This window comes from Streptomyces sp. NPDC028305 (assembly GCF_055569495.1).
Genome location: NZ_JBVHTN010000009.1, coordinates 273,132 through 298,496 on the forward strand (window position 1 = coordinate 273,132; position 25,365 = coordinate 298,496).

Annotated in this window: 27 protein-coding genes; 16 read left to right on the plus strand and 11 right to left on the minus strand. The window is 69.5% G+C overall.

Annotated features, from left to right (window positions below):
• Positions 1-95 precede the first annotated feature (95 nt).
• From ACZ4WQ_RS36320 to ACZ4WQ_RS36335, 4 genes are all read left to right on the plus strand, one after another.
• Entirely contained in the window at positions 96-632 is a 537-nt protein-coding gene (locus ACZ4WQ_RS36320) for a GNAT family N-acetyltransferase (protein WP_361187296.1), read from the plus strand.
• Positions 633-1,021: 389 nt separating this feature from the next.
• Positions 1,022-2,206, plus strand: a complete 1,185-nt coding sequence (locus ACZ4WQ_RS36325) for an MFS transporter (protein WP_398374997.1) — start codon at positions 1,022-1,024, stop codon at positions 2,204-2,206.
• 172 nt (positions 2,207-2,378) lie between these two features.
• Entirely contained in the window at positions 2,379-3,341 is a 963-nt protein-coding gene (locus ACZ4WQ_RS36330) for an alpha/beta hydrolase family protein (RefSeq protein ID WP_398374999.1), read from the plus strand.
• A 116-nt stretch (positions 3,342-3,457) separates the two neighbouring features.
• A complete protein-coding gene (locus ACZ4WQ_RS36335; RefSeq protein ID WP_385338459.1) occupies positions 3,458-3,841 on the plus strand; it encodes a VOC family protein in 384 nt (127 codons plus the stop codon).
• Positions 3,842-3,903: 62 nt separating this feature from the next.
• Here the strand turns inward: ACZ4WQ_RS36335 and ACZ4WQ_RS36340 are convergent, their stop codons facing one another.
• Entirely contained in the window at positions 3,904-4,365 is a 462-nt protein-coding gene (locus ACZ4WQ_RS36340) for a VOC family protein (protein ID WP_398375000.1), read from the minus strand.
• Positions 4,366-4,537: 172 nt separating this feature from the next.
• On the opposite strand from ACZ4WQ_RS36340, the gene ACZ4WQ_RS36345 reads away from it, so the two are divergent.
• The gene (locus ACZ4WQ_RS36345; RefSeq protein ID WP_398375002.1) at positions 4,538-5,536 is read left to right on the plus strand and encodes a helix-turn-helix transcriptional regulator; all 999 of its coding nucleotides are present in this window, start codon (positions 4,538-4,540) and stop codon (positions 5,534-5,536) included.
• 88 nt (positions 5,537-5,624) lie between these two features.
• Here the strand turns inward: ACZ4WQ_RS36345 and ACZ4WQ_RS36350 are convergent, their stop codons facing one another.
• Positions 5,625-5,999, minus strand: coding sequence for a nuclear transport factor 2 family protein (locus tag ACZ4WQ_RS36350; protein WP_311723991.1), 375 nt, complete (start codon positions 5,997-5,999; stop codon positions 5,625-5,627).
• A gap of 246 nt (positions 6,000-6,245) precedes the next feature.
• On the minus strand, positions 6,246-7,250 hold the full coding sequence (locus ACZ4WQ_RS36355) for a helix-turn-helix transcriptional regulator (RefSeq protein WP_398375004.1): 1,005 nt from the start codon (positions 7,248-7,250) through the stop codon (positions 6,246-6,248).
• Positions 7,251-7,420: 170 nt separating this feature from the next.
• Here ACZ4WQ_RS36355 and ACZ4WQ_RS36360 point away from each other — a divergent pair, with 170 nt between their 5' ends.
• Entirely contained in the window at positions 7,421-8,059 is a 639-nt protein-coding gene (locus ACZ4WQ_RS36360; RefSeq protein ID WP_311723993.1) for a hypothetical protein, read from the plus strand.
• 1,136 nt (positions 8,060-9,195) lie between these two features.
• Here the strand turns inward: ACZ4WQ_RS36360 and ACZ4WQ_RS36365 are convergent.
• Positions 9,196-9,663 carry a helix-turn-helix domain-containing protein gene (locus tag ACZ4WQ_RS36365; RefSeq protein ID WP_398375005.1) on the minus strand — a complete coding sequence of 156 codons (468 nt, stop codon included), beginning with the start codon at positions 9,661-9,663 and terminating at the stop codon, positions 9,196-9,198.
• A gap of 149 nt (positions 9,664-9,812) precedes the next feature.
• On the opposite strand from ACZ4WQ_RS36365, the gene ACZ4WQ_RS36370 reads away from it, so the two are divergent.
• The 8 genes from ACZ4WQ_RS36370 (at position 9,813) to ACZ4WQ_RS36405 (ending at position 13,793) form a co-directional block, all read left to right on the plus strand.
• A complete protein-coding gene (locus ACZ4WQ_RS36370; protein WP_311723995.1) occupies positions 9,813-10,118 on the plus strand; it encodes a helix-turn-helix domain-containing protein in 306 nt (101 codons plus the stop codon).
• A gap of 256 nt (positions 10,119-10,374) precedes the next feature.
• Positions 10,375-10,680 (plus strand): hypothetical protein, encoded by a 306-nt coding sequence (locus ACZ4WQ_RS36375; RefSeq protein ID WP_385338379.1) that lies wholly within the window; start codon positions 10,375-10,377, stop codon positions 10,678-10,680.
• A complete protein-coding gene (locus tag ACZ4WQ_RS36380; protein WP_311723997.1) occupies positions 10,677-10,946 on the plus strand; it encodes a hypothetical protein in 270 nt (89 codons plus the stop codon). Before ACZ4WQ_RS36375 ends, ACZ4WQ_RS36380 begins: the two co-directional genes overlap by 4 nt.
• Positions 10,939-11,640, plus strand: a complete 702-nt coding sequence (locus tag ACZ4WQ_RS36385; protein ID WP_468022727.1) for a hypothetical protein — start codon at positions 10,939-10,941, stop codon at positions 11,638-11,640. The genes ACZ4WQ_RS36380 and ACZ4WQ_RS36385 overlap by 8 nt, the downstream gene beginning before the upstream one ends.
• A gap of 62 nt (positions 11,641-11,702) precedes the next feature.
• Positions 11,703-12,005: a hypothetical protein gene (locus ACZ4WQ_RS36390; RefSeq protein WP_468022728.1), complete on the plus strand. Its 303-nt coding sequence runs from the start codon at positions 11,703-11,705 to the stop codon at positions 12,003-12,005.
• A gap of 60 nt (positions 12,006-12,065) precedes the next feature.
• Positions 12,066-12,530 (plus strand): hypothetical protein, encoded by a 465-nt coding sequence (locus tag ACZ4WQ_RS36395; protein ID WP_311724001.1) that lies wholly within the window; start codon positions 12,066-12,068, stop codon positions 12,528-12,530.
• Positions 12,520-13,176 (plus strand): RNA polymerase sigma factor, encoded by a 657-nt coding sequence (locus ACZ4WQ_RS36400; RefSeq protein WP_311724002.1) that lies wholly within the window; start codon positions 12,520-12,522, stop codon positions 13,174-13,176. Before ACZ4WQ_RS36395 ends, ACZ4WQ_RS36400 begins: the two co-directional genes overlap by 11 nt.
• Positions 13,177-13,325: 149 nt before the next feature.
• Positions 13,326-13,793, plus strand: coding sequence for a hypothetical protein (locus ACZ4WQ_RS36405; RefSeq protein WP_311724003.1), 468 nt, complete (start codon positions 13,326-13,328; stop codon positions 13,791-13,793).
• A gap of 62 nt (positions 13,794-13,855) precedes the next feature.
• On the opposite strand, the gene ACZ4WQ_RS36410 is transcribed toward ACZ4WQ_RS36405, so the two are convergent.
• A complete protein-coding gene (locus tag ACZ4WQ_RS36410; protein WP_385338369.1) occupies positions 13,856-15,040 on the minus strand; it encodes an MFS transporter in 1,185 nt (394 codons plus the stop codon).
• A gap of 387 nt (positions 15,041-15,427) precedes the next feature.
• On the opposite strand from ACZ4WQ_RS36410, the gene ACZ4WQ_RS36415 reads away from it, so the two are divergent.
• Positions 15,428-15,781 carry a hypothetical protein gene (locus tag ACZ4WQ_RS36415; RefSeq protein WP_311724006.1) on the plus strand — a complete coding sequence of 118 codons (354 nt, stop codon included), beginning with the start codon at positions 15,428-15,430 and terminating at the stop codon, positions 15,779-15,781.
• A 39-nt stretch (positions 15,782-15,820) separates the two neighbouring features.
• Here ACZ4WQ_RS36415 and ACZ4WQ_RS36420 read toward each other — a convergent pair whose 3' ends face one another.
• From ACZ4WQ_RS36420 to ACZ4WQ_RS36445, 6 genes are all read right to left on the minus strand, one after another.
• Complete coding sequence (locus ACZ4WQ_RS36420; RefSeq protein ID WP_468022729.1) at positions 15,821-18,100, minus strand: glycoside hydrolase family 3 N-terminal domain-containing protein; 2,280 nt, start codon at positions 18,098-18,100, stop codon at positions 15,821-15,823.
• The gene (locus tag ACZ4WQ_RS36425; RefSeq protein ID WP_468022730.1) at positions 18,097-20,031 is read right to left on the minus strand and encodes a cellulase family glycosylhydrolase; all 1,935 of its coding nucleotides are present in this window, start codon (positions 20,029-20,031) and stop codon (positions 18,097-18,099) included. Before ACZ4WQ_RS36425 ends, ACZ4WQ_RS36420 begins: the two co-directional genes overlap by 4 nt.
• Positions 20,032-20,104: 73 nt before the next feature.
• The gene (locus ACZ4WQ_RS36430) at positions 20,105-21,157 is read right to left on the minus strand and encodes a LacI family DNA-binding transcriptional regulator (RefSeq protein ID WP_311724009.1); all 1,053 of its coding nucleotides are present in this window, start codon (positions 21,155-21,157) and stop codon (positions 20,105-20,107) included.
• Positions 21,154-21,981 (minus strand): carbohydrate ABC transporter permease, encoded by an 828-nt coding sequence (locus ACZ4WQ_RS36435; protein WP_385338356.1) that lies wholly within the window; start codon positions 21,979-21,981, stop codon positions 21,154-21,156. The genes ACZ4WQ_RS36430 and ACZ4WQ_RS36435 overlap by 4 nt, the downstream gene beginning before the upstream one ends.
• A 14-nt stretch (positions 21,982-21,995) precedes the next feature.
• Positions 21,996-22,934, minus strand: coding sequence for a carbohydrate ABC transporter permease (locus tag ACZ4WQ_RS36440; RefSeq protein ID WP_468022731.1), 939 nt, complete (start codon positions 22,932-22,934; stop codon positions 21,996-21,998).
• 52 nt (positions 22,935-22,986) lie between these two features.
• Positions 22,987-24,276 (minus strand): ABC transporter substrate-binding protein, encoded by a 1,290-nt coding sequence (locus ACZ4WQ_RS36445; RefSeq protein ID WP_385338353.1) that lies wholly within the window; start codon positions 24,274-24,276, stop codon positions 22,987-22,989.
• Positions 24,277-24,471: 195 nt separating this feature from the next.
• Here ACZ4WQ_RS36445 and ACZ4WQ_RS36450 point away from each other — a divergent pair, with 195 nt between their 5' ends.
• On the plus strand, positions 24,472-25,251 hold the full coding sequence (locus ACZ4WQ_RS36450; protein ID WP_468022732.1) for a methyltransferase domain-containing protein: 780 nt from the start codon (positions 24,472-24,474) through the stop codon (positions 25,249-25,251).
• Positions 25,252-25,365 lie beyond the last annotated feature (114 nt).

Sequence of the window (25,365 nt, forward strand, 5' to 3'; positions counted from 1 at the left end):
CACTGGGTGAACAACGACTTCACACCGGGCCCTTTCTCGACGATCGGCTGAGCGATCGCTTGGCCATTTCCCGGTGGAGAGATCATGATGTGGGGATGTCTGAGAACCAATCCTTCGTAGCACCGACCGTCGTGCGGCTCTCTCGGTACACGAACACGGAGCAGGAGGAGATCCTCGGCGACGGCGATGACCCTTTCGGCGTTGCCGCGGCCGGTTTGACCTGGCTGCCCAAAGAAGAACACTTCGGCATCAGACACGGCGACCGGCTTGTTGCACATGCCGGTCTGCGGCGGCTGCCTGTTGCGATCGGCGACGCCGAGACGGAGGTGATGGGCGTCGGTGGAGTGGCCGTCGCACCCGACATGCAAGGCCAGGGGCTGGCTCGACTCGTGGTCGCAGCGGCGCTCGACCACGCTCGCACGATGGGTCCTCAGCACGCGCTCCTGTTCTGCCGACCTCCCCTCGTGCCGCTGTACCAACGCCTCGGATGGCACGCGCTGGACGAGGACGTACTCGTCGAACAGCCCGCAAACCGCTTGGTGACCATGCCACTGCGAACCATGGTGACGCCTCTGCGCGACAACGCGCCCTGGCCTTCAGGGGCAGTGCGCCTGTTCTCGCTCCCGATGTGACGGGCGGCCCTCGGGTTCCGGCTGAGCTGCTGCGCAGGTTCGGAGTCCGCCCGGCGACTACTCCAGCCACTTTCCGTCGCGCATGATGACCCTCCCCTTGCGATCTTGGGTGACCGCACCGGAACTGTCCGCAAAGCCCTTGCGCGAACCGTGTTCCGCCCTGTTACCGTCCTCCCAGTCGCTCGGTCCCGTCTTGGCCCGGGCCTGGCATTTTTTCCTCCGCCCGGTGAACGGGGTGGCGGCGAGGGCGCGTGTCCCGTCCTTCCGCAGTCCTGGACGCCCCTGGCGGGCTACGGGTCGCACCATTGACTTCTTCGCACCCCGGCGGGGTGTCAGGCGCCGGCGACCTGGGGTGGCCCGCCCCGCCTGGCGGCGACGAAGGACTCCTTATGTCGTCCGCCGCATCCGGCTACCGTCCGCTGCTGCGCATCCCCGGTGCCTCCGCATTCTTCCTCGCCGCCGCCGTGGGGCGCGTCGGCATCGCCATGACCGGCCTCGGCCTGGTCTGGCTGGTACATGCCCGTACCGGCTCCTACAGCACCGCCGGCCTTGCCACCGCCGGGTTTGCCCTCGCCGAGGCCCTGATCGGCCCCCATCTGGCCCGCCTGGTCGACCGGTTCGGCCAGACCCGTGTCCTGCCGTTCTCCCTCTTCGCCCACGGCGCCGCCATCGTCGGTGTCCTGGCCGCCACCTCCTCGGCCGCACTGATCGTCTCCGCCACCTGCGCCGGTGCGGCAATCCCTCAGCTCGGAGCTCTCTCCGCGGCCCGCTGGGCCCACCTGCTGCGCGAGGGACGGGCCGATGAACTACCCACCGTCTTCTCCCTGGAATCGCTGGCCAACTCCACCGCCTTCCTCCTCGGGCCCGTCCTGGTCAGTGCGCTCGGTGCGGCCGACGACGCGGCCCTGGCCAGTGCCATCGCCGCGACCCTGATCCTGAGCGGAGGAGGAGCCCTGGCCGCCCAGCGCCGCACCGCGCCCCGGCCCACCCGCGGGCACACCGAGGGTATGCACACCGAACAGGCGCTGGTGCGACCGGACTTCCTCCTCCTCGCCATGCTCAACCTGGCCATCGGGCTCTACTTCGGCACCATGGGCGTCTCGGTAAGCGCCTTCGCCCTCGGACATGGCGCACCCGAGGCGGTCGCGCCGATCATCACCGTCTCCAGCCTCAGCGGGCTGCTCTCCGGCTGGCTCTACGGGCTGGGTCGCCATCGTGCTCCGGCGCATCTCCAACTCGTCGTCGCCACCGCGTACCTGACCGGCGCAGGGCTGCTGCTTCCTCTCGCGCCATCTCCGATCTGGCTCGGCGCGGCCGTGGTGGCCACGGAGGCGGCAGTGCCGCCGACGCTCGTCCTGCTGAACGTTCTCACCGAGAAGTCCGTCCACCCGGCCGTCCTCACCCAGGCCTTCACCTGGAACAACTCCGCAAGCGCGGCCGGGTCGGCGCTCGCGGCGACCCTCGCGGGCCGCACTGCCGACAGCCTGGGCGCCTCCGCCGCCTTCGCGCTGGCTCCGACAGCGGGGCTCGTCCTCTTCGTCCTCTCCATAACCCTTCGGCGCCGATCCGCGTAGGCCGGCGGTCCCTCTTCCGGCGGCCGTTGACAAAGCGGAACGGCGCTCCGTATGTTAAGTGGAACGGCGCTCCGCTTCTGGCTGTGGCTGAAGCCGGACGCTCCTGACCGCCTTGCCATGCCGCCGGCCGAATGAGAGCGGTGACAGAGGCCCTTGAAGGGAAATACGCATCATGAGTGAATCGACCTACACAGCGGACATGTTCAGCTCACCCACTCCCGTCCTCTCGGTCAGTCCGGTGGTGCTGTCGGCTCCCGGCCGGGCCGTGGACCTGGAGGTGCGCGTCTCAGCGCCCGTGACCGGGGGCGACCTGCCGGTCATCCTCCTCTCGCACGGCCAGGGATACTCGAACAACCTCTCCTCGTTGAACGGATACGCCCCACTCGCCAACTTCTGGGCGGCGCACGGCTTCGTCGTGATCCAGCCCACCCATCTGAGCTCCAGGACACTGAGCCTGGACCCCGGCACCCCCGGGGCGCCTCTCCACTGGCGATCACGGGCCGAGGACATGCAGCGCATCCTCGATCAGCTCGACGCGATCGAGGCCGCCGTTCCACAGCTCCTCGGGCGCCTGGACCACAGCAAGGTCGCCGTGGCCGGGCACTCGATGGGCGGGCACACCGCGAGCCTGCTGCTGGGCGCCCGGCTCACCGATCCGCACGACGGAACGGAAGTGAACCTGGCCGAGCCCCGGATCAAGGCGGGTGTACTGCTTGCCGCGCCCGGCAGGGGTGGCGATGCCCTCAGCGAGTTCGCGGCCGAGAATTATTCGTTCTTCCTGACCACGGATTTCTCCGAGATGACGACCCCCACGCTCGTGGTCGCCGGCGACCAGGACGCTTCTGCCCATCTGACAGTTCGCGGCCCGGACTGGCACACCGATCCGTACGTCCTCTCCCCGGGCCGCAAGTCCCTCCTGACCCTGTTCGAGGCAGAGCACGGGCTCGGCGGGATCTCCGGATATGACGTCGCCGAGACCACGGACGAGAACCCCGAGCGAGTGGCTGCGGTCCAGCGGCTCACCTGGGCCTACCTCCGCACCGAGCTCTACCCCGGGGATTCCGCGTGGCAGACGGCGTGTGACGCGCTGACGGGTGGCCCCAACCCGCTCGGACGGGTCGAATCGAAGTCGTAGAAGCGCCATCCATAGCCGATCAACAGCACGAGACGGTTGCCCTCGACGGTGAGATGGCCGCCGCCACCGGCCCGCGCCGGTGGCGGGCGGGGTGCCGTTCGGGCATGATCGCGCGCATGGGATCAACGGTGACGAACATTGCGATCGACTGTGCGAACGCCTACCAACTGGCGCGGTTCTGGGCCGATGTGACCGGACACCCGATGGATCCCGAGGATGAACCAGGTGACGACGAGACCGAGGTCATGCTGCCCGGCGGCCCGGCCTTGCACTTCAACGAGGTGCCGGAGCCCAAGTCGGCCAAGAACAGACTCCATCTGTGCCTGCGCCCCGACACCTCGCGGGACGCAGAGGTCCAGCGACTGCTGAGGCTGGGCGCCTCTCTGGTTGCCGACCGCCGCAAGCCCGACGGGTGGGGCTGGGTTGTTCTCGCCGACCCGGAAGGCAACGAGTTCTGCGTATTGCTGGCCGAATCCGAGCGGGCGGCATTGTCTTCGTGACATAAGAATGTGCCGCTGCTGCCCCCGCGGCGACGACATCCGGTGAGCCGACCTCAGCTGCGTCAGTCCAGGCAGAACTCGTTGCCCTCGGGGTCCGCCATCACGATGAAGCCGGCGCTCAACGGGGGAGCGGGCTCGTCGCGGCGTACCCGCGTGGCTCCCAGCGAGACGAGCCGGTCGCACTCGGCCTCCAGCGCCGCCATCCGCTCCTCTCCCCGCAGCCCGGGAGCCGCACGGACGTCGAGGTGGACACGGTTCTTGGCGACCTTGCCCTCCGGCACCTGCTGGAAGAACAGCCGTGGGCCGCGCCCGTCAGGGTCCTCGACGGCCGACTTCGTGTTGCGCTGCTCCTCCGGTACGCCGATCCGCGCGAGGAAGTCGTCCCACGCGGCCAGCGGGTCGGCCCCGTCGGGCAGGTCGACTCCGGGCGGCCCGGGGTGGACATAGCCCAGTACGTCGCGCCAGAAGGACGACAGCGCCCGCGGGTCATGGGCGTCGAAGGCGACCTGGATGTGTCGGCTCATCGGGTTGCTCCGTTCGTAGTGGATTTCGTGGGCAGGCAGAGGTCGCGTGGCAGACGTACTCCACGGACGACGTGACCGAGTCGCCGGGCGATCGTGCGTCTGTATCGATGAAGCCACCCTGACACTCCTAGCGGACAGAATCGGTCCGCTATCGTCTGGCAGAGTGGGCGGCATGGACGTGGCAAGCGGTGATGAGCGGGGCACGACGGAGCGGGTGCTCACCCTGCTCGGGCTGTTGCAGCAGCGCCGGGTCTGGACCGGCAACGAGCTCGCCGACCGGCTCGGGGTCACACCGCGCACGGTGCGGCGTGATGTCGAGCGACTGCGGACGCTCGGTTATCCGGTGCATGCCAGCCAGGGCGTCGGCGGTGGCTATCAGCTCGGCCCGGGGCACGACCTGCCGCCGCTGTTGCTCGACGACGAGGAGGCGATCGCCACCGCGGTCTCGCTGCTCGCCGGAGCGGGTGGCGCGGTCGCAGGCGCCGGCGACGCCGCACTCCGGGCGCTGGCCAAGCTCGACCAGGTGCTGCCCACCCGGCTGCGGCACAAGGTGGGCGCGCTCTCCGGCTCGGTGGAATTCTTCGGCGGAGGCCGCACGCCGGTCGACCCGGAGGTGCTCATGACGCTGGCCAGAGCCAGCCGCGACGAGGTCGAGGCCGGTTTCGACTACCCGTCCGGGAGTGAGGTACGGCGGCGGCGGGTCGAGCCCTACCGTCTGGTCGCCTCCGACCGGCGCTGGTATCTCCTCGCCTACGACCTCGACCGCGACGACTGGCGCAACTTCCGCGTCGACCGGATGACCGATGTGTCCGCACGGTCCTGGAGCTTCCGCCCGCGCGAGGCGCCCGACGCGGCGACGTATGTGCAGGAGAGTGTGGCGAGTCGGGTCTATCCGCACCAGGCGCGCTTCCTCGTGCACGCGTCGGCCGACACGGTGCGCGCGCAGATCCCGGCGTCCGCGGCCGTCGTACGACGGCGGGGGAGCGAGCTCTGCGAGGTGCTCAGTGGCGCCGCCAGCCTCGACTTCGTGCTCATGCATGTGCTCCTGCTGGGGCACGACTTCGAGGTGCTCGACCCTCCGGAGCTCCGGAGGCGCTGTCATGTGCTGGCGGAGAAGTTGCTGTCGGCCGGCGCGACGACCTCGCCTGCGCCGGCCACGGAGAAGTCATGACGTGGGAGGCTTCTTTGGCGGAGGGGCGGGGTCGGGACGGGCCCGCCGCCGTCGCGCGGACGGACGGCAGACCCGCTTTCCTTCCTGGTCAGTGCTGGGGTTTGGCTCCGGCCTGGACCGCCGGGAGCAGGTCGAAGACGCTGATCACGTGGGTGATCTTGTCGTTCTCGACGGTGATGTAGTCGATGCCGCGGAAGTCCTTCGCGAAGGGCGTGTCGGTGGTGTAGACGGTCGCCGCGTGGGTGTCGTCGGCCAGCACGTTGATCACCGTGCCGCTGGTGAGCGCGGTCGCGAACGGCTCCAGGAACTCGCGATAGCGGGCCACGCCCTCGAAGCGGCCGTTCGGGGCCTCGCACACGACGTCGTCGGCGAGGAAGCCCAGTGCCTTCTCTACGTCGCGGCCGAGCCAGGCACGGACGAACTGGTCGGCGATCTTCTGGGCGGAGCCGCTGGTGGCAGTCATGGGAAGTGTTCCTTTCAAGGTGTTTCGTCCCCGCCGCGCGACGCGTGGTACCGGTGCACGTGGGTCGCATATCGGAGGGAGAGCCGGATCGCCTGGTCGGTGTTCCGGCAGGTTCGTGTCCCATCCTGGGCCGCGATACTTGACAGCGAACGTCATGTATTTATGGAAATTTGGCGCCGATCGTGCGCCAGATCAAGGAATCACCCGCGCGCCCCGGGGCTGCCCCAGGGGCCCGTGCCGGGTGTGTCAGACGCCGCGGCCCTCGGCGTACAGAGCGATGGTCTCCTGCGCCCGCCGGACCAGGGCCTCGCGCAGCTCCGCAGGCTCCATCACCTCGACCGCCGGGCCGAACACCAACAGCTGTTCAGCCGCCCGAAGCGCGGGAAACCGCAGCTCCAGCTCCACCGGTTCCCCCTCGCTGCCCGCCTCCGCCTCCGCCTCCGCCTCGGTCAAGGCGGACGCAGGACCCACCAGGTCGGCTTCGTGATAACGCAGGAAGCGGGCCAGCACCGACCGCTGCACCCGCACGATCACCCGCACCGGCGCCGGGATCCGGTCGACGCGCTGCCGGAGCACCTCCCACATATCCGCCAGCTCCACCCCGTCACGGCGGCTCACCGGCTCGTCGACCAGCGACGCCGACAGCATTCGATCCGAACGGAACATCATCGGCTGCCCCCGGTGGTCCGCCACCAGGTACCAGGCCCCGGCCTTGCTCACCAGCCCGTACGGATCCAGCGTGTACGACCGCACCTGAGCGTCACGGCCGTGCCGGTAGCGCAACCGTAGCCGCCGGTCGTTGAACACCGCGGCCTGGAGCACTCCGAGATCGACCGTCGACGGCCGCGGGCTGCTGCGCCAGCGCACCGGATCGATCATGATCCGCCTGCTCGCCAGATCGGCGTCCCCGCGAAACGGCGCCGGGAGCGCCGCCATCACCTTGCGCAGCGCCGAACCGATCGCCGGCCCCAACCCCAGATCCGCATGCGCCTGCTCCGTGACCAACACGAACAACGCGCGGGCCTCGTCGGCGGTCAGGCCGGTGACATCGGTCCGGTACCCCGGCAGCAACGCGATACCGCCGTTGCGCCCGCGCTCCGCGTACACCGGCACCCCTGCGGCCGACAGCGCCTCGACGTCCCGGTAGATCGTGCGCACCGACACCTCCAGGCGCGATGCCAGCTCGCCGGCGGACACCTGCCCGTGTGTCTGTAGCAACAGCAGGATGGAGAGCAACCGGTCCGACTTCATGCCTCAAGCATGGTGCACCTACATGACGGCCGGCGTCATGTATCCCCCGCGGCATGTGAGCGAGGGGGAAATGCCGCGCCACCGACTAGGTATGGGTTGCAGGCTGCGCCCAAGGGATGCCGACCATGGGCACATGCTTCAGAACGATTCCCCGAAGAGGAGAGAATCCCATGGCAGATTCGAACGACAACCAGAAGCGCGTCACCATCGCGCTGAAGTCCGTGTACTGCGTTGACACCGAAGACATTACCGGCGCCGATGAGCTCTACGTCGCGGGTGGCGCGGGGACCGGCCCTCGGTCCGGGGCCAAGCACAAGGCGATTCTGACCAAGGCGATCGACATCAATAGTGGGCAGCAGAAGATTCTCTCCGGTGACGAGTATGTGATCTTCGACGACAACGTGTATGTCGACGACTTCGTCGAGCTGGGCCTCGAATTCCGTGATCAGGACTTCAGCGAGAATGATTTCAACGCCAAGTACGTGGCGTTGGTCTCTGCCCTTACCGGAGCCATCGGAACCGCCGTCGGTTCCCTGGCCACCCCCGCCGTGGGGGCGGTTGCCGGAGCGATCCTTGCCGCCACGCCGCCGGCGCTGATCTCGGTTCTGGCGAGCATCGACAAGGACGACGTCCTTGGGACGGTCCAGAAGAGGGTGAATGTGGCCGCCTATCCGGACGGGCGCAGCGGGCCGTTCAAGTGGAAGTTCTCGGACAGGAAGCCGAACATCGTCGAAGAGACAGGGCTGCTCGCGTGGAGTGACTGGGACTACGAGGTCAGCTACGTGATCGACGTGAGTCCTGCGCAGTGACCCTGGGCCTGGGGCGCCCTCGACCTGGTCGTGATGACCGCGTAACGGACATCGGCATCGGCTGAGCAGCCAAGCGCGCCGATTGCGCGAGTTCTGCGCGGTCGGCGGCTGTGCCACCCGGTCGTGATGACAATGAGTCAGCACGGCCGGGTGGCGTTGGGGCAGACTTCCCGAACGGGATGGCTTGTCAGCCGGTGCACTGCGGGAGCCAGGGAAACCAGACGCAGAGGCAGTCGTCAGGGTTATCCGGACTCGGAGTCGACGTAGCGGTCGGCGTGGGCGTGGGGTCGCTCGATCCCGGTGGTGTGGTGCTCGGCTGAACCGTCGGTGTGCTCGGTGTGGGGGCGCTCGGCGCCGGTGGCCTGGTGCTCGGCTGCGCCGTGGGTGTCGGGGCATGTGTTGTCGACGCGCCCGGGGTGGTCTCGGTCGGTGTCGGCGTCAGGGGCCGGCCGGAGGTGAATGACCGCTGGGGCCGCTGCGATGCAGGGCTCGTGCCCGGTGTGTCGGCCGTCCTGGGGGAGGCAGTCGGAGGGACTGATGGCGAGGCCGACGGGGAGGCAGCGAGAGCCGTGCTCGTCGCTTCCGAGTTGGGGTGCTCCGGTGCGGTTGCGGACGGTGTCGAACTGCCGCCCGGAACAGGTGTGTTGTGGCCACTGCCGGAGGTGACGTAGAAGGCGGCGGCAGTTGAGGCCGCGGCGAGGGTGATCGCGGTGGCCGCGGTGGTAACACCGCGAGGGCGGCGCAGTGTGAGGGAACGGATCCGCTCGCCGAGCGAGGCGAGAACGGCAGCGACACCGCCACCGATGTACAGCGCTAAGTGCCGCTTTCGATGGGCGGGCTCCGGCGGCGCGTCCGGTGCCGCTTCCGGTGCCACGAGGGCCGTGGGCGTGAGTTGCTGGAGCGCGGCGATCTTTTGAGCGGTGACCTCGGCGTGGAGCTGGTCGAGCTGCTTCGCCTGCCTCTGTTGTTTCTTGTGGAGGAGGGTGATGGCCAGGACCGCCGCGCCGAGGATCCCAGCCAGTAGAACGTCAACCACGTATTGCCCCTTGTTGATTTCTGATGGTGTGGGGGTACGGTTTGACGCTCTCAGGCCATGGGAGCCCTGGGCGAATACGTGATGTGTTTGTGACGTGGGGTCAGCTGATGTGTCGGCGCTGCTCGCCCCGCTCCTTCTCCACCTGCGCGGGTGTCAGGTGGCCAACCCTGCGAAGGACTTCGTTTCGCGCCTCGGGGGAGAGGCTCTCCAGGAGCGCGGTGATCGCCGCGAGGTGCGGATCGCTCGCGTAGGCGTCTGTTGAGTCTGCCGCTGCCGCCGGTGCGGCGAGCTCCTCCAGCGCCTCGGCAGCAGCCTCGCGGTCGGCCTCTCTGAGTTCGCCGGCGGTGACCCCGGCGACATGTGCCATGCGGGCGAGTGTCTCGTCCGGCGCCCTTACGGGGATATGGGAGCCGCTGACGGTCTGGTAACCGCCGACGATCTGCCGCCACCGGGCGTCGCTGATCCCGGCCCGCCTGGCTGCCTCGCGGCCGGAGATCCGGTTTCGCTTGAGGGCCTTTCTGATGAGCACGGCTTCGAGGGGCGGCTCTGGCCGCGTGTCTCGATTCATGCTTGCAGGTTCGCACGACTACGCGCTACTGCGCCACCTCGGCCGAGGATGTGGCGCTCATCGGGCGTCCTAGCGCGTACCTGCTCGACTAGCGCGTGCTGCGCGCGCAGTAGTTGCTATGCGCGCTACTGCGCGCTAGCCTTCAGGTCATGAGCGATCGTCCCCAGCGGCGCCGCAGAGGTGCCCCCTTCCATCACGCGCCCGAGGCGGTGACGTACGCCCGGGAACAGGCCGGACTGTCCCAGAAGGAACTCGCCGAGCGCTGCGGCATCAGCCAGTCGCTGATGTGCGACATCGAGGCCGGCCGCCGCAACGCGACCCCCGCGACCCTGCGCCGGATGGCCGCCGTTCTGAACTGTCCGCTGGTCGTACTCCAGTCGAAGCGCCCCGGTGTGCCGACGTCGACCGACAAGGCGGAGGCACCGACCGGGATGCCCAAGCGGAAGGCGTCCTGAAGCTCAGGTCGCGCGCCTCGCCAGAACTTCTGCCGCTCAGCGGCCTTTCCTGCACGGCGTCATGCCCAAAAACGTTCGCGGGTGTGCTCGAGGACGAGCCGGCCACCATCACGCCGCCGGCAGCCGTCAAGCCCGCGCCGAAACGCACGTCACACGCCGCCGTCTCGCGACGGCGAGCGGGGCCGCCCCGACCATGCCACGTCCGACAGCCCCGAATCACCAAAGCCACTGCGACACCGGGAGAAGAGGCACCCCCTTGAAAGACAAACGTGAGGGCCACGCGGCGGCCGCCGAGGCCCCTCCCGAACTGACCGTCTACCAGGCCGAAGCCGGACACCGTCGCTTCGCCCTCGACCTGTACACGAACCGGGAGGCCGCCCGCGCCCACTGCGAGGCCTACGCGCGCCGTGAGCCGTGCCACCAGCAACTCGACTGGTACCCGGACCCCGACAACGAGGCGGTGGAGCGCCTGTTCGTCGCCGCGGACAAGGTGTCGTACACCGGGTTCACCGTCACCGCCGTTACGGTCGCCTCCGAGTACGGCGGCGAGGCCGACGAATGAGCCACACGACCACCACGAGCGACCTGCTCGCCTGCCTGGCCATCTCGATCGTCCTGTTCGGTGTGGTGTTCGGGCCGTTCTGCTTCCTCATGGGCCGCGGGCCGGAGAAGAACGCCGGTACCCGCGCCCGCCGTCCGTCTGCCCCACGTCCCGGCCGCCACCGATTGCTGCCCGCCGAGGGCCGGACCACCCCGCACACGAGGCACGCCTCCGGCCCAAGCCGGCGCTGGACGTGCTCGACCAGGACAGCAGGAACCCATGACTGATCAGACAGTGAAGCCGATCGGCCCGGAGTACCTCCGCCCTCTCCAGCCCGAGTGCCCGAACTGCTCCTGCTGTACGGCGCCGTTGTGTCAGAAGGGGCGCAACAGCACGCTGGAGTGCATCGGCAACACGCGGACCGAGTTCGCGGCCACGGTTGCCGGATGCCCCTGCTCGGCGGAGACCACCCGCGGCACGCACGCGTGGCGGATGGCGCGCATCCGAGTGACCCGGCACGCGCTCGAAGTGCCGCTCCCGGACACCGCGGAGGGAATCCTGCGGGGGCTCGCCGACGGCACGGGCACGGTGGGCGACCCGGCCGGACTGATCACGCCGCTACGGGCTCTCCGGTACGTCGCGGTCGACAACGGCGCGCCGTCGATCACCGACCTCGGCCACGCCTACCTCACGGCCCGGGGCGAGCCGCGGTTCGCGACACCGGTCGAGGTTCAGGCGGTCGACGTCGACACGTGCACGGCCCGCGTGGTCGTCGTCGGCTGGAACCCCACCGCCGGGGTGACCGTCCTCCTGGACCAGCTCGCCCATGCCACCGGATGCACGGCGGAGGAGCTTCCGGGCAAGCACCTGGAGGCCATCGCGAACTGCCGCACGCAGGAGGCCGACGACGTTGTGCTGACCTCGATCCGTATCGCCCCGCCGCTCCCCGAGAGCTGGACGGGGGCGGAGTCGTATGGCTGAGCGTCGTGCCCCGGCCGAGTGCCGGATCTCGGGGCGACGGCGTCGTGAAGGGGGTGCGACCGGTGCTCCTGCTTGAGTTACTGATCGCCATCGCGGAGCCGATCGACGCCGCCATCGCATCCGCGCATGTGTGGGCGCCCATCGTCATTACCGCATGCTGCGCGGCGGTCCTCTGCCGCCTGAGGCGGTCGGCACGCCGGCGGGCCCGCGCCAGGACGACCGAGCGGAACACTGCCCGGCCGGGCGCGTACAGCGATCCGGACACCGTCACGCTCAGGGTTCCGGCCTGCACGGACTGGTGCCCCGACTGGTGTCCGCGGACGTGCCTGGACGTGTCCACGCCGGAGCAGACGGGGGAGAGCTGATGCCTCGTCCGATCACGGAGACCACCGAATGACACGAGAACGAGAGGCCCCAACCGATCCATGGAGCTTGACCGCCTTGCCCGGCTGACCGAGTCCGCCCTCCGGTACGCGTTCGCGCGGGACTGGGAACCGGCCGCCGCGGCCGTCACCGAGATCACCGACAGCGGTGACGCGGCCGACATGTACGTGGCGTGCTGCGGGTTCGCCGAGGTCGGCCGCGCCCAGCTGCTCACCCTGTACCCCGGCGGCCCGTCCGCACCGGCCCATGGCCGGGTGTGGCAACCCGGACACATCCGCCGCGCCATCAGGCGCGACGCGGACGCACACGACTCGTTCGCCGCCCGGTTCCTGGCCGCATGGGCGAACGAGGACACCACCACGACCGTGGCCCTGTACGCCACCGCCAACCACGCGGGGACCGCTACCCGCACGGAGTCCGTGTGCGCGCTCCTCGCCCACGTCACCAGCCTCCGCCACGACGCCCGGACCGCGACTATGTGTATCAGGACAAGAGATGACGGCTGACGGCAACCTCCAGGCGGATCTTGATTGCCGGATCGCCAGAATTGAGTGTCAGCAGGATGTTCGGGATGACTGGGAGTCCCTCAAAGATCCACTGGCGCGATACGCGTACTCCGTTCTTTGTGTATGGATTTCCAACGGTGTCATCTTCTCCAAAATTGAGCGACTGACCAGGATTCGCCTGAATGTCGCCGGCGAGCTGTCCAAGGATCCGGACGCCGCCGCGGAGCTGTCCGGGTTGACGGTCGCGGTTGCCCTGAAGTCGTTTCTGGAGCGAATGGAGCGGGGCGGCGGGTGGCGTCCGGGGGGCGGGTCGTCTCTCAAGACCTACTTCGTTGGGCAGTGTCTGATGTGTTTCCCCAACGAATACCGTCGATGGCTCAGGGAGCATCGTGACGGGCGCCTGCCAACGCCTGTGTCCGCGCGCGAGGAGTATTTTGACGTTCCTGACGATTCCCCAGGTCCGGAACGTTCAGCGGAACTTCACATTGAGTCGTTACGGATCCTCGGGCGAGCCCCGATCCGGACCCGCGCCGTACTCGCGTTCACCGCGGTCGGATACTCCCAACGTGAAATCGCCGGACGTCTGAGCACCACGCCCAAGGGAGTTGAGAAACTACTTCACCGATACCGGAAGAGGTATCGCTGACCCGAGAGTGTGCGAGGGGGGCGGCGCAGAAGCTGACTAGAAACATGGAGCTAGGGACAACACGCCGCCGCACAGCGCTGGTGCTGTAGCGGGTGTTGCTCTGCCGGCCGCCGCTATCCGGCGGCACAACTGAAGGAGAGGGTACTCGAATGATTTCCAGCGAGATCGAAGGCATCTCTGAGGCGGACTGGGACTGCCTCGCCGCGACGATCGGGCGTCCTGTCGGTGAGGTAAAGGAGGCTCTGGAGTCCGTAGACGAGTCCTCCGAGCCCTTTGTCGTCCCGCTGGAGCTCCTGAAGAAAGAGTATGAAATCCCGCTCATCCCGGGTGTGCTGGCCTTCAAGCTCTCGGCCGAGTTCACGGGCGGTGACGACTGGAAGGCCAGCGTAACTTTCAAGATTCTGGTGTTCGGTGAGGAGTGCTACTCCCAGAAGTTTGTCGACTTCTCGAAGGAGAAGCAGGTCGTCCATATCAAGCCTGGGACATTTCTGTTCCATGCTGATCTGGAATTCGGGTTCTATGGTGAGAATTACTGCTTCGGGTTGCACGGGGAGGTGAAGGTGATCGGCCTCGAGAAGAAGGAGTTCCGTTTCGATGACGTGTTCTGCATCTACTAGCTGAGGGCCGTCGCCCGAGCGAGGCCCCGGGCTGCTGAGAGGGGATTCGACGTCCCCAGTCCTCAGCCCGGGGCTCTGCCGGCCGCCAGCGCCAGCGCCGTGACCAGATACGGCAGCGCGGCCCAAACGAAGGCGGTGTCGTGCGCGGTGGCCGAGCTGACCGCCGCGTACGCGCCGTACACCGACAACGTGGCCAGGTCCGTGCCGAGGCCGGCGACCGAGGTCAGGGTCGCACGGTGTCTGTCGTCGACGCGCGCCTGGAGGCGGGCGTCGGCCAGCACGGTTGTCAGCTGGAAGCCACCGAAGGCGAGGGCCACGAGCACGAGGCCGGCTGGAGTCCGAAGCGCGGCGCCGGTCGCCAGGGCGAGCGCGGCGCCCGCGAGGAGCGCGGCGAGTCCGGCCCGGCCCAGGCGCGCGCATGCCCCGGCCATCAGGCCGCCGGCTGTGGCCCCGGCCCAGATCAGCAGGAGCAGACAGGGAATGGTCGCGCCGGCGACGCCGGTTTCCCGTACCAGGAGCGGGGTGTACTCGTCGAGCGCGCCCCACACGGCACCCACCGCCGGGACGAGCAGCAGGGCTCCGCGCACGGAGCGGTTGCCGCGAGCCTCGGCGAGGCCCGCCCGCAGCGTCGTGGCCCAACTGTCACTTCGGGCGGCCGGAGTCCGGTGTTCTGGCAGCCGGGTGGCGGTCGCTGCCGCCAGCAGGCAGGCCAGCACACTGGCCCCACCGACGGCCGGATAGCCACCCAGGGCGAAGACAGGTCCGGCGAGCGCCATCGCCGCCATCACGGCCACCAGACCGGCCGCGCGGACCCGGCCCATGATGTGGGCGTACCGATCGGCCGCGTCGAGCCGGCCCAACTCGTCGTACACGAGCGCCTCCAACGCTCCGGAGCCGAGCGCCCCGCCAGTGCCCCAGAGTGCGAAGCCGAGCGCGAAGGCCCCGTACGACGGGGCGAGCACCCACAGCGCGAAGCCGACAGCGGTGAGCAGCGGTCCGAGCCACAGCAGCAGGCGACGGGAAACGGTGTCGGCCCAAGCGCCGGACGGCACTTCCACGAGCACGCCGGTGACCGACCAGAGGGCGAAGAGAGAGGAGATCTGCCACAGCGACAGACCGGTGTCGCTGAAGAGCAGCGCGTACACCGGGTAGAGCAGGATGAGGTCGTTGAGGAACGCGTAGCAGTACAGCGTCGCCGTCAGCCGCCGGATCCCGGTGGCGGGCACGCGTGCAAGAGAGGGTGTCATGAGGCCTTCCCGCAGGGACAACAATTCGGACGCCGGGAGCAGGGCGTCCGAGGCGGCCCTCGGGAGGCACGGCTGCGGGATCAATGTCGCCAGGTCATGAGATGCCATGGTAGGCGGCGGGCTCGGTGTGGCGCAGGGATTTTCCGGGCCAGGGGGACTCTGTGATTCCGTGGACTGGGCTGCGCACAATCGCGGTGTGACTGACGTCGTCGAAGCCGCCGGCCCGGCCCCACCTGGGACATCCCCTACATCGGAACTCTGGGGGGCGGTCGGTACCGCGTCGAGGGACCGCGCCGCAACAGCCCGTGGCCGGCATACCCGGCTGTCGCTACTGTTAGGCTCCCCACCAGCCGCGCCGGCGGTTGCCATGTCCAGAGAGTGAACCCCGTGACGAGCCAGCCAGCGACGACAACCCTGTGGCGTCCCACCGGCCCCAAGGAGCTGGAACTGGTGCGGAAGCTGCACTGGCGTGCCTGGCCGCCGCGGCTTGCCGAGCAGCCGATCTTCTATCCCGTCCTCAACGAGGACTACGCCGTCAAGATCGCGCGGGACTGGAACGTCAAGCACGATGGCGCCGGCTTCGTCACCCGGTTCGAGGTTGAGTCCGGCTTCTTGCGCAGGTATCCGGTCCAGCAGGCAGGGGGAGAGACGATCCTTGAACTGTGGGTACCGGCCGAAGAGCTTGACGAGTTCAACGCCCACATCGTCGGCAAGATCCAGTTGGTTCACGAGTTCCACTGAGCGGCAGTCGCCGGCGCGCTCCCGGCCGAGTAGTCGTGATCAGCTTGGGCGCGCGATCACCAGCCTCGCCCCCCGTGTCCGGGCGGAAGAGGGCCCGGTCTCCAGGAGGAGTTCTCCGGTTTCGACGGCAAGGCCGAGATCCCGGGTGACGGAGCCGAGAGTGTCGGCGTCGATCTCGAACACGGCGTCGGCCTCGTCCCCGGGCCGCAGGTCGAGGCGCGCGAATCCGCGCAGTTCGCGTGTGCGGGGCCACGAGGACCCTCCCGACAGCCGCCGTACATAGAGCTGGACCGTCTCGCGTACCGGTCGCTCTCCGGTGTTGCGCACGGTGACCCGGCAGGTGAGGGTGGGATCGGCCGGGGTCACGCAGGCGCGCGACAGCCGCGGTGGCGCGTAGGCGACCGTGGTGTACGACAGGCCGTGGCCGAAGGCGTAGCGGGCAGTGGCGGGCTGGTCCACATAGCCGCGGTACCCGTGATCCTTCGCGTTGTAGAACACCGGCAGCTGCGCGGCCGACCTCGGTACGGACACCGGTAGCCGCCCCTCGGGTTCGGCCGCGCCGAACAGCACGTCGGCGACGGCCCGTCCGCCCCACGGGCCCGGGTACCAGGCGCTCAGCACGGCCGTGGCGGTGCCGGGAAGGTCGGGCAGAGCGTGCGGACGGCCCTGCACGAGCACCACGACCACCGGCACGCCCGTGGCCGCCACCGCGTCCAGGAGCGCCAACTGCCCGTCGGGAAGCCGGAGATCAGCCAGATCGACGCCTTCCCCGCACGTCATGCCCACGGGGTCGGCGGAGGTGACGACGGCCGCGCCGTTGGAGTCGAAGACGGTGTCGCCCGACCGGGCGCTGGACCCGCCCAGGACGAGTACCGCGATGTCCGCCGCTGCCGCCAGCGCGGCCGCCTCCGCGACACCGGAGAGGTCGCCGCCCACCAGATCGCACCCCGGCGCGTAGTCGACCTCGGTGTCCGGCGGGGCGGCCGACCGGATGCCGTCCAGGACTGTGACGTGATGGGAGCCGGGCCGCTGCGGCGCGGTGTAGTCGCCGGTCTGCTGGGCGATCGAGTCGGCGTTCGGGCCGAGGACGGCGATCCGGCGGGGCGCCGATCCGATCGGCAGGACCCCTCCGTCGTTGGCCAGCAGCGTGATCGACGCGCGGGCCACGCGTTCACTCAGCTCGCTCGGATCGGCGCGCTGTTCCCCAAGCGCTTCGGCACGCGAGGAGGGCTGGTCGAAGAGGCCCAGACGGAACTTGAGGGTCAGGACCCGGGCCACGGCGGCATCGAGGGTCTGCTCTGCGACGAGCCCCTGCGCCACCGCCTCGGCCAGCTTCGGATAGCAGGCGTCCCAGAGACTGAGATCGCATCCGGCGTTCAGGGCCAGGGCACCCGCGGCCACCGGGTCTCCCGTGAGCCGGACCAGACGGTCGACGGCGCCGCCGTCCGCCATGACGATCCCGTCGAACCCCCATTGGTCCCGCAGGAGTTCGGTCAACAGCGTCCGGTTGGCCACACAGGGCAGGCCGTCGAATTCGTTGTAGGCCGCCATCACCCCGGCGGCGCCGGCTCGTACGCCGACCCGGGCCGCAGCCAGATGGATCTCGTGCAGCTCGCGGGCGCTCAGCTCGGTGGCCGCGCTGTTGCGTCCGCCGACGGTGGCCCCTTGGCCGGCGAAATGTTTGAGCACGACGGCGACTCCGGCACCGCGCATGCCCCGCACCAGCGCCTCGGTGAGCCGGGCCGCCAGATACGGGTCCTCGCCGAAACACTCCTCCGCACGGCCCCAGCGCGGGTCGCGCACCAGGTCGAGGGCCGAGACGAGCGCCACGTGGCCGCCACGGGCCCGCAGTTCCGCTGCGGCACCGGCCGCCACGGCCTCGTACAGCTCGGGGTCCCAGGTGGCGCCGACGGCGAGGTTGACCGGCATCACGGTGCCGTCCAGAGCCTGGTGGCCGTGCGGAACCTCCTCGACGAGGAGCACCGGTATCCCCAGCCGGGTGTTCTCCATGACGTACCGCTGCACCACGTCGGCGACCCGGGCCCCGTCCGCCGCCGTGATGCCGTCGGCGAAGCCGACGCCGGACCAGGGGTCGGCCCGCTGTAGCCCGTACAGGGCTCCCATGCCGTCGTACGCGGCGACCTCGGCGCGGAAGGCGTCGGTGAGCCGGTGGCCGTCCGCCGTGCGTTCGTAGGCGTGCCATCCGTACATGCGCTGGTTGACCTGGCCCACCTTCTCGGTGAGCGTCATGCGCGCCAGCAGGTCGCGGACCCGGTCCGCGACGGGCGCGGACGGGTCGCGGTAGAGGTGATCGGTCACTTCAGCTCCAGGACGCGCACCCCGTACGGGTCGAGCGTCACGTCCGCGGCCGGTGCGCCCGACTCGAGGTCGTGCAGTGTGCCGTCGGCGACGGGGCGGACGTCAAGCTCCTCGGGGCTCTGGCTGACCAGCCATACGAAGCGGCGCCCGTCCTGGTGGACGACGAGGTCCGCGCCGATGTGGGGGCTGTCGACCGTCACCGGGCGCCGGACCCCGGCGATGTCGGCGAGCGCCGCGTACAGGCGGTGGGTGTCCTCGGGGTTGACGCGGGCGGTGCGGGCGGCCATGTGCTCCAGGGGATAGGTGGCCAGGACGGTGCGGCCACGCCCGGTGTCGCGCACCAGGAGGGCGGGCCGGCCGTGTGCGTCGACGGCGACGACACGCGCGTCACGGGGGAGGACCGGCAGATACGCCCGGCTGTCCTCGTTGCCCGCGACGGGGAAACGCAAGGTGTCCCCTGCCGTCAGCCCGCCGAAGTCGTCGGTGAACGTCATCTCCAGGACATCGTCCTCGATGGGCTCGGCCACACCGTAGGAGAGCTGTAGTTCGACGCCGAACAGCCCGTCCAGGTCGTCGAACCACGGGCCGCGGGTGCCGGGGTGCTCGCCGGAGCAGAACGAGAGGTAGACGGTGGCGCCCGCGTGGGCGCGGCGTTCGAGCTCACGCCGGGTGCGCGTGGTGAGCTGACGGGTGGCCGGCAGCAGGTACAGGGCCGCGTCGCCGGGCAGCCCGTCGGCCTCGCGGGTGAAGCCCACCGGCAGGTCCGCGGCGCGGGTGGCGACGTAGCTCTGGTGCAGGGAGGTGAAGATCAGCGGCCGGTCGGCGGGCCTGCTGTACGGGTAGCCGCGCTCCAGGAAGGCGGGCACGACCAGCGCCGCGTCCGCGTCGGGGCGTCGGCACCGCGTGAAGTCCACGGTCTCCAACAGCTCGGCGAACTTGGCGAGTTCGAGCAGCGGAGCCTTGGGGGCCCCGGTGCTGTCGGTGATACCGAAGTGCATCTCGAAGGGGTGGTGGTCATACGGCGAGCGGTCCCACAGATCGTCGTAGTCGGTGTTGTTCCAGGCGATCCAGCCGGTCGCTCCGCCGAGCAGGGAGTTGTGCAGGGTCTGCCGGTAGTAGACCGCCGCGTTCTCGGCGGACACGGTGTCCGTGGAGAGGCCGAACTCCTCCAGTACGACGGCGTGTCCGGTGACCGAGGCCAGCTCGCACTCGAAGGCGGCGCGCAGGTGCTGACGGGGCCGGTCGGTGTCGGAGCGGTACACATGCGGGCCGACGAAGTCGACGTACTCGGCGGTCTCGCGCAGCGAGAAGCCGTTGTCGCGGCCGGTGACCTCGATGCCCCAGGCGCCGTCGCCGAGGGAGACGGGCTGGGTGCCGCCGGCCGCCCGCACGGCGTTGCACATGGCCTGCGCCCAGGCCGTCACCACATCGGAGGAGGGCGGATCCACCTGGTAGATACGGCCGTATCCCGGCATCTCGTTGGTGATGAGCCAGCCCGTGACCGCCGGGTGGTCCTTGAAGCGGCGGGTCATCTGGGACACGAACCACGCCTGGCGGCCGACCATCCACACGTCCTCGTACAGATCGCGGCCACCGCGCCAGGCCGGGTCCCAGTTCTCGCCCGACATGTGTCCGACGATGAAGGTGGGTACCGTCCCCATGCCCGTCTCGCTGTGGGCGTCGAGGAAGTCACGGAAGCGTTCGCACAGCGTCTCGTCGACGCGGTGGGGCTGCGGATGGAAGTCCGGCCAGTAGAAGAACGACCGAGTCATGGTCAGGCCGTGCTCGTGCAGCACCCGCAGTTCCGCGCGGACCGTCTTCGGGTCGTAGTCGCGCCACATCAGGGGCCCGCCGGTGCGGGACCAGAAGTTGGCGCCGAGCCAGGGCAGGACGGCGGGGTGGTGGGTGAGCTGGGCGCTGTGGCGTCGCATGGTCCTTCTCGGATCTCGTGGTGCGGTGTGGGGGAGACTCGTGGATCTGTTGGTCGTGGTGGCAGCGCGGGCGTCAGGCGGGGGAGACGGGGGCGGGCCCCGTGGACTCGCGGACGACCAGACGCGGCCGGTCGTCGAGCACCGTCTCCTCGACGTCCTCGCCGCAGCGGGCGAGGAGCAGCCGGGCGGCGGCCGCGCCGACCCGCTGCACTTGTTGGTCCACCGTGGTCAGCCGGGGGTGCAGCCACCGGCCGAGCGGCAGGTTGTCGTAGCCGACGACCGACAGGTCGTCGGGGACCCGCAGACCGGCGCGCTGGGCGGCGCCGATGCCGCACACCGCCATGGAGTCGTTGGCGTAGACGATCGCGGTGGCGCGGTCGGCGGTGTCCAGCAGCGCCCGGGTCGCGGCCACGGCGGACACTTCGGTGAAGTCGGTGTGGAGGACCGCGTAGGGCCGCAGACCGGCCGCCTTGAGGGCCGTCTCGAAGACACCGCCGCGCAGCCGTGTGTGCAGCAGGTCGGCGGGGCCCGCCACATAGGCGATGCGTCGGTGTCCGAGGCCGAGCAGGTGGCGGACGACCTCCTCGACGGCGGCGCCCTGGTGGCCGAGGCCGACGCTCGGCACCCGGGCGGCACGGTCGGGGGGACCGAGCAGCACGGCGGGCAGGCCGAGGCGGGCCAGCAGGGCGGGGCGCGGGTCGTCGGTGTGCGCGTCCGTCAGGACGGCTCCGTCGACCCGGCCTTCGGCCGTGAGCTGCCTGTAGAGGGCGTTCTCCTCCTGCGCCCCGGCGACCAGATGCAGCAGGAGGCCGTAGCCGCGGGGCGCGAGTTCGCCCTCGATACCGGTGATCAGCTCGCTGAAGTGCGGATCCGCGCCGAGCACGTCGGTGGGGCGCCGCACCACGAGCGCGAGGGTGCGGGTACGGGCGTTGCGCAGGGCGGCGGCGGGCGCGCTCGGCGACCAGCCGAGCTCTCCCGCGGTGTCCAGGATGCGCTGCCTGGTCGGCTCCGACAGCCGGCCCTTGCCGTGGAAGGCCTGGGACACGGCCGCCGTCGACACCCCGGCGGCGGCCGCCACCGCCTTGATGGTGGGCCGGCGGCCCTGCTTCCCGGCGGGCGCGCTCACATCTTCACCGCGCCGCTGATGAGCGCCTGCTGCATGCGCTTCTGGAGCACCGTGTAGACGATCCATACGGGGATGAGGGTCAGCACCGTGCCGGCCGTGAGGACGCCGTAGTCGGTGCCGATGACCGCCTTCAGCGTGGGCAGGGCCGCCTGGACGGTGCGCTGGTCGGGGTCCGGGCCGATGATGACGAGCGAGTACAGGTACTCGTTCCAGAACGTCAGGAAGTTCAGCAGGACCACGGTGGCGATGCCGGGCAGACACATCGGCGTGTAGATGTGGCGCAGCACCGTGTAGGTGGACGCCCCGTCCATCCGGGCGGCCTCCTCCATCTCCCTGGGGATGGTCCGCATGAACTGCACCAGGATCACCACCGACAGCGGCATCGCCGTCGCGGGCAGGAAAAGGACCATGAAGAGCTGTGTATGGAACAGCCCGGTGGCCGCGGCGAGCAGAAACGTCGGGAAGAGCGCCGCGAACGTCGGGATCAGGAAGCCGAGCGAGAAGACCTTCTCCATCGCCGAGGCCAGCCGTCCGGTCGACCGGGCGAGGGCGAACGACGCGGGCAGCGCCAGCAGCAGGGTCAGCGCCAGCGAAAGGACCGTCACCAGCGCCGAGTTGACGATGGCCGGCCCCAGGGAGGCGCTGGTATAGGCCGTCCGGAAGTTGTCGAAGCCGAGTGAGTCCGGCAGCGCGAAGGGATGGGCGAAGATCTCCTCGTTGCTCTTGAACGCGGAGGCGAGGAAGTAGTAGAGCGGCACGATCAGCAGCACCGCGTAGGTCCACACCAGAAGGTGTGCGGGCAGCCAGCGTTTGCCGAGTTTCATGGTGACCGCTCCGATCAGTAGTTCTGGCGAAACGTGCGGCGGATGGCGAGCAGCCCGACGAGCCCGGCCAGAAAGAGGACGACGCCGACGGTCTGGCTGTAACCCAGGTCGGCCGCGATGAACGCCTTCTGATACACGAGAAACGACAGCGTCGTCGACGAACTGCCGGGACCGCCCATGGTGAGCAGCAGGACGTGTTGTGCCGAGCCGAAGAGGGTCCACAGGAACTGAAGCATGGTGACGACGCCGACATAGTCACGGATCACGGGGAAGTGGATGCGCCACATGGTCCGCCAGTGCCCGGCCCCGTCCAGCTGTGCCGCCTCGCCGAGCTCGTCCGGGACGCTGTCGAGCCGGGCGGCGAACAGGACGGCGGTGAAGCCGATCCCGCTCCATACGTCCAGGGCGATGAGACAGGCCAGAGCCGTCGACGGCGAGGCGAGCCAGGCGTCGGTGAGCGAACCGAGCCCCGCGGACTGCAACGTGCCGTTGACCAGCCCGTCCGGCGACAGCGCCGCGTAGAACACCATGGCCTTCGCGGGGGTGGATATCAGGCCGGGGATGAACAGCAGATAGCGGATGACACGGTGTCCGGGGGGTTTCTGGGCGACGTAGTAGCCCAGCATGTAGGCGCATACGATCATGATCGGCAGCGCCACGGCGAGCTGGATGGCGGTGTTGTTCACCGCGTCCCAGAACACGGGGTCGTCGAAGACCGTGCGGACGTTGTCGAGACCGGCGAAGGACACCGGCTGAAGCATCCCCGGCCAGTGCAGGGCGGCGATCACGAAGATGGCGATCACCGGACCGATCATGAAGATCGCGTACCAGATCAGCGCGGGGACGGCGAGGATCGTGCCGCCCTGTCGGGCGTTGTGCGAACGGGGCGTGGCGGAGGGCGGAGCGGGGTGGCGGACCGCGGCCCCGCCCGGGGTCGACGTCAGCGTCGTCATGAGGTGGCTTCCGTGAGGTCGGGCTCGGGATGCGAGCGAGCGGGCGGACGGGTCACGCGGAGCGGTACGCGGTCTCGAGCGCGGCGCGGACCTTCGCGGCGCTGGTGCCTCGGGTGAACGATGTGCTGGTCGCGGTGATCAGCGGCTGGGTGGCGGCGGGCGGAACATACACATCGGGCAACAGCACCTGGCTCACATCGGAGCCCAGCTTCTGCGCGGCGGCGACCAGCGGGAAGTCCGTGCTGACGGTGTCGGAGCGCAGCGCCATGTCGCGGCCGCTCTCCTTGATGAACCGGGAGACGGTGTCGGGGCGGTACATGAAGCGCAGGAACTTCTCGACGGCATCGATCTTCTTGGCGCCGTTCGGGCTGATCCAGAATCCGATCAGGGTGTACGTCCGCAGGATGGTGGGCTTGTCGTGCACGGCGCCGTCGGCCAGCGGCCAGCCGCCGACCTCGGTGTGCCGGACGACCTTCTCGGGCACCTTCGCCAGCGCCGATGACATCGCCGATTCCATCGCCGCGGACTCGGTGTTGAACTGCGTGGTCATCAGGTCCGATGTGAGGCCTTGTGCCTTGTCGGCGAAGACGCCCGCGTCCCGCAGCGTCGCGAAGTATTCGATGCCCTCCCGGGCGCCCCTGCTGCCGAAGTCCCCGGTGGAGTAGACGTGCCTGGCCTCGTCCTCGGTCAGGAAGGTCTGGATGATCTGGGCGAGCAGCTTCTGCCCGGTCCAGTCGTTGCCGCCGACGGTCACGGGCGCGATCCCCTTGGCGCGCAGCTTGCGGGCCGCGGCGATCAGCTCGTCACCCGTGGTGGGTATCGCGTCGACGCCCGCCCGGTCCAGCAGCGCTCTGTTGTAGGCGATCGGCCAGTTCGTGGCGAAGTAGGGGAAGGCCCGCAGCCTGCCCTTGGCGTCGGTCCACGCGGCGAGAGCCTCCGGGCGCACCCGGTCGCGCAGCCCCCAGTCGTCCAGGTAGCCCTTGACGTCGACGGTGGCGCCGACGTCCGTCCACGCGAGCGTCTTGTCGTAGAGGTTGACCATCACGACGTCCGGCTCCTTGCGCGCCAGGCGCGAGGTCTCGTACACCTGCGCGAGGTCATCGCCGTTGATCAGGTTCTTGACCTTGAGTCCCGGATTTTCCTTGCGGAATCGGTCCAGGCCCGCGAGGTAGGTGGGCGATCCCGGGGAGGTGGTGCCCAGCTGGCTGTGCACGACGAGCGTATGGGGATCGGAGTCCGCCGCGGCCACCAGGGAGCAGCCGGACAGGGCAGGCAGGGCGGTCGCGGCGGCGAGGCCGGAACCGGCGGCGAGGAAGCCGCGCCTAGTCAGCGGTGAGTGCACAGCGGGGTGTCTCCAACCAGGCGGTTAACGAGTGGTTAATCGATCTACCTCGAGGGTGTGAGGAATGTAGGGGCCGCTTCGCGTCCGGTCAAGGCCTTGTCGGCCGTCGATGCCATGAGGAACCTCGCCGGGGGCGGTAACCGGCTTCCCGCGTAGGCAGGGCAGGGGCCGTGCCCGTTTCGCATACTGACGACCATGGCCACCTACGACACGCTCGGCGCCGCGTACGCCCGGACACGACAGCCTGATCCGCGGATCGCCGCGCAGATCCACGCCGCCCTCGGGAACGTCACCGACGTGATCAACGTCGGGGCGGGCACCGGCTCCTACGAGCCGCCGCGGACCGCGCTCGCGGTCGAGCCCAGCCAGGTCATGATCGCCCAGCGCCCGCCGGGATCCGCGCCCGCCGTGCGGGCCGTCGCGGAGCACCTCCCGCTGCGTGACAACGCCGCCGAGGCCGCGATGGCCCTGCTGACCGTCCACCACTGGGCCGACCTGGCAGCCGGAATGGCCGAGCTGCGCAGGGTCGCCCGCCGCCGCATCGTCATCCTGACGTGGGACCAGCAGGTCTTCCGCGAGCGGTTCTGGCTCGTCCGGGACTACCTCCCGGAGGCGGCCGCGCTCGACGACACCCGCGCCACCCCCACCGACCAGCTGGTCGACCTGCTCGGCGGTGCGCGCCAGGAACCGGTCATGGTCCCCCATGACTGCGTGGACGGATTCGGCGCCGCATACTGGCGCCGCCCCGAGGCCTATCTCGACCCGCGGGTGCGCGCGGGGATCTCCATGCTGGCCCAGACCGGCGAAGACGCCATCGCGCCCGGTCTGGCCCGGCTCGCGGACGACCTAACAACCGGCCGCTGGCACACACACCACGCCGAACTGCTCACGCTCGACACCATTGACGTCGGATACCGGCTGCTCGTGACCGACCTGCCAACGACCAACGCGTTCAATCCGTCAGCGGCTCCGTGACGACCTCGGCCGACGCCGCGGCCGGCATCCCGGGGATCGCCGCCCCGGCCTGTTTCACGATCGCCCGCGTATCGGCCTGACGGACGGCCCATCCCCGCCCCACCCGCCGCCGTA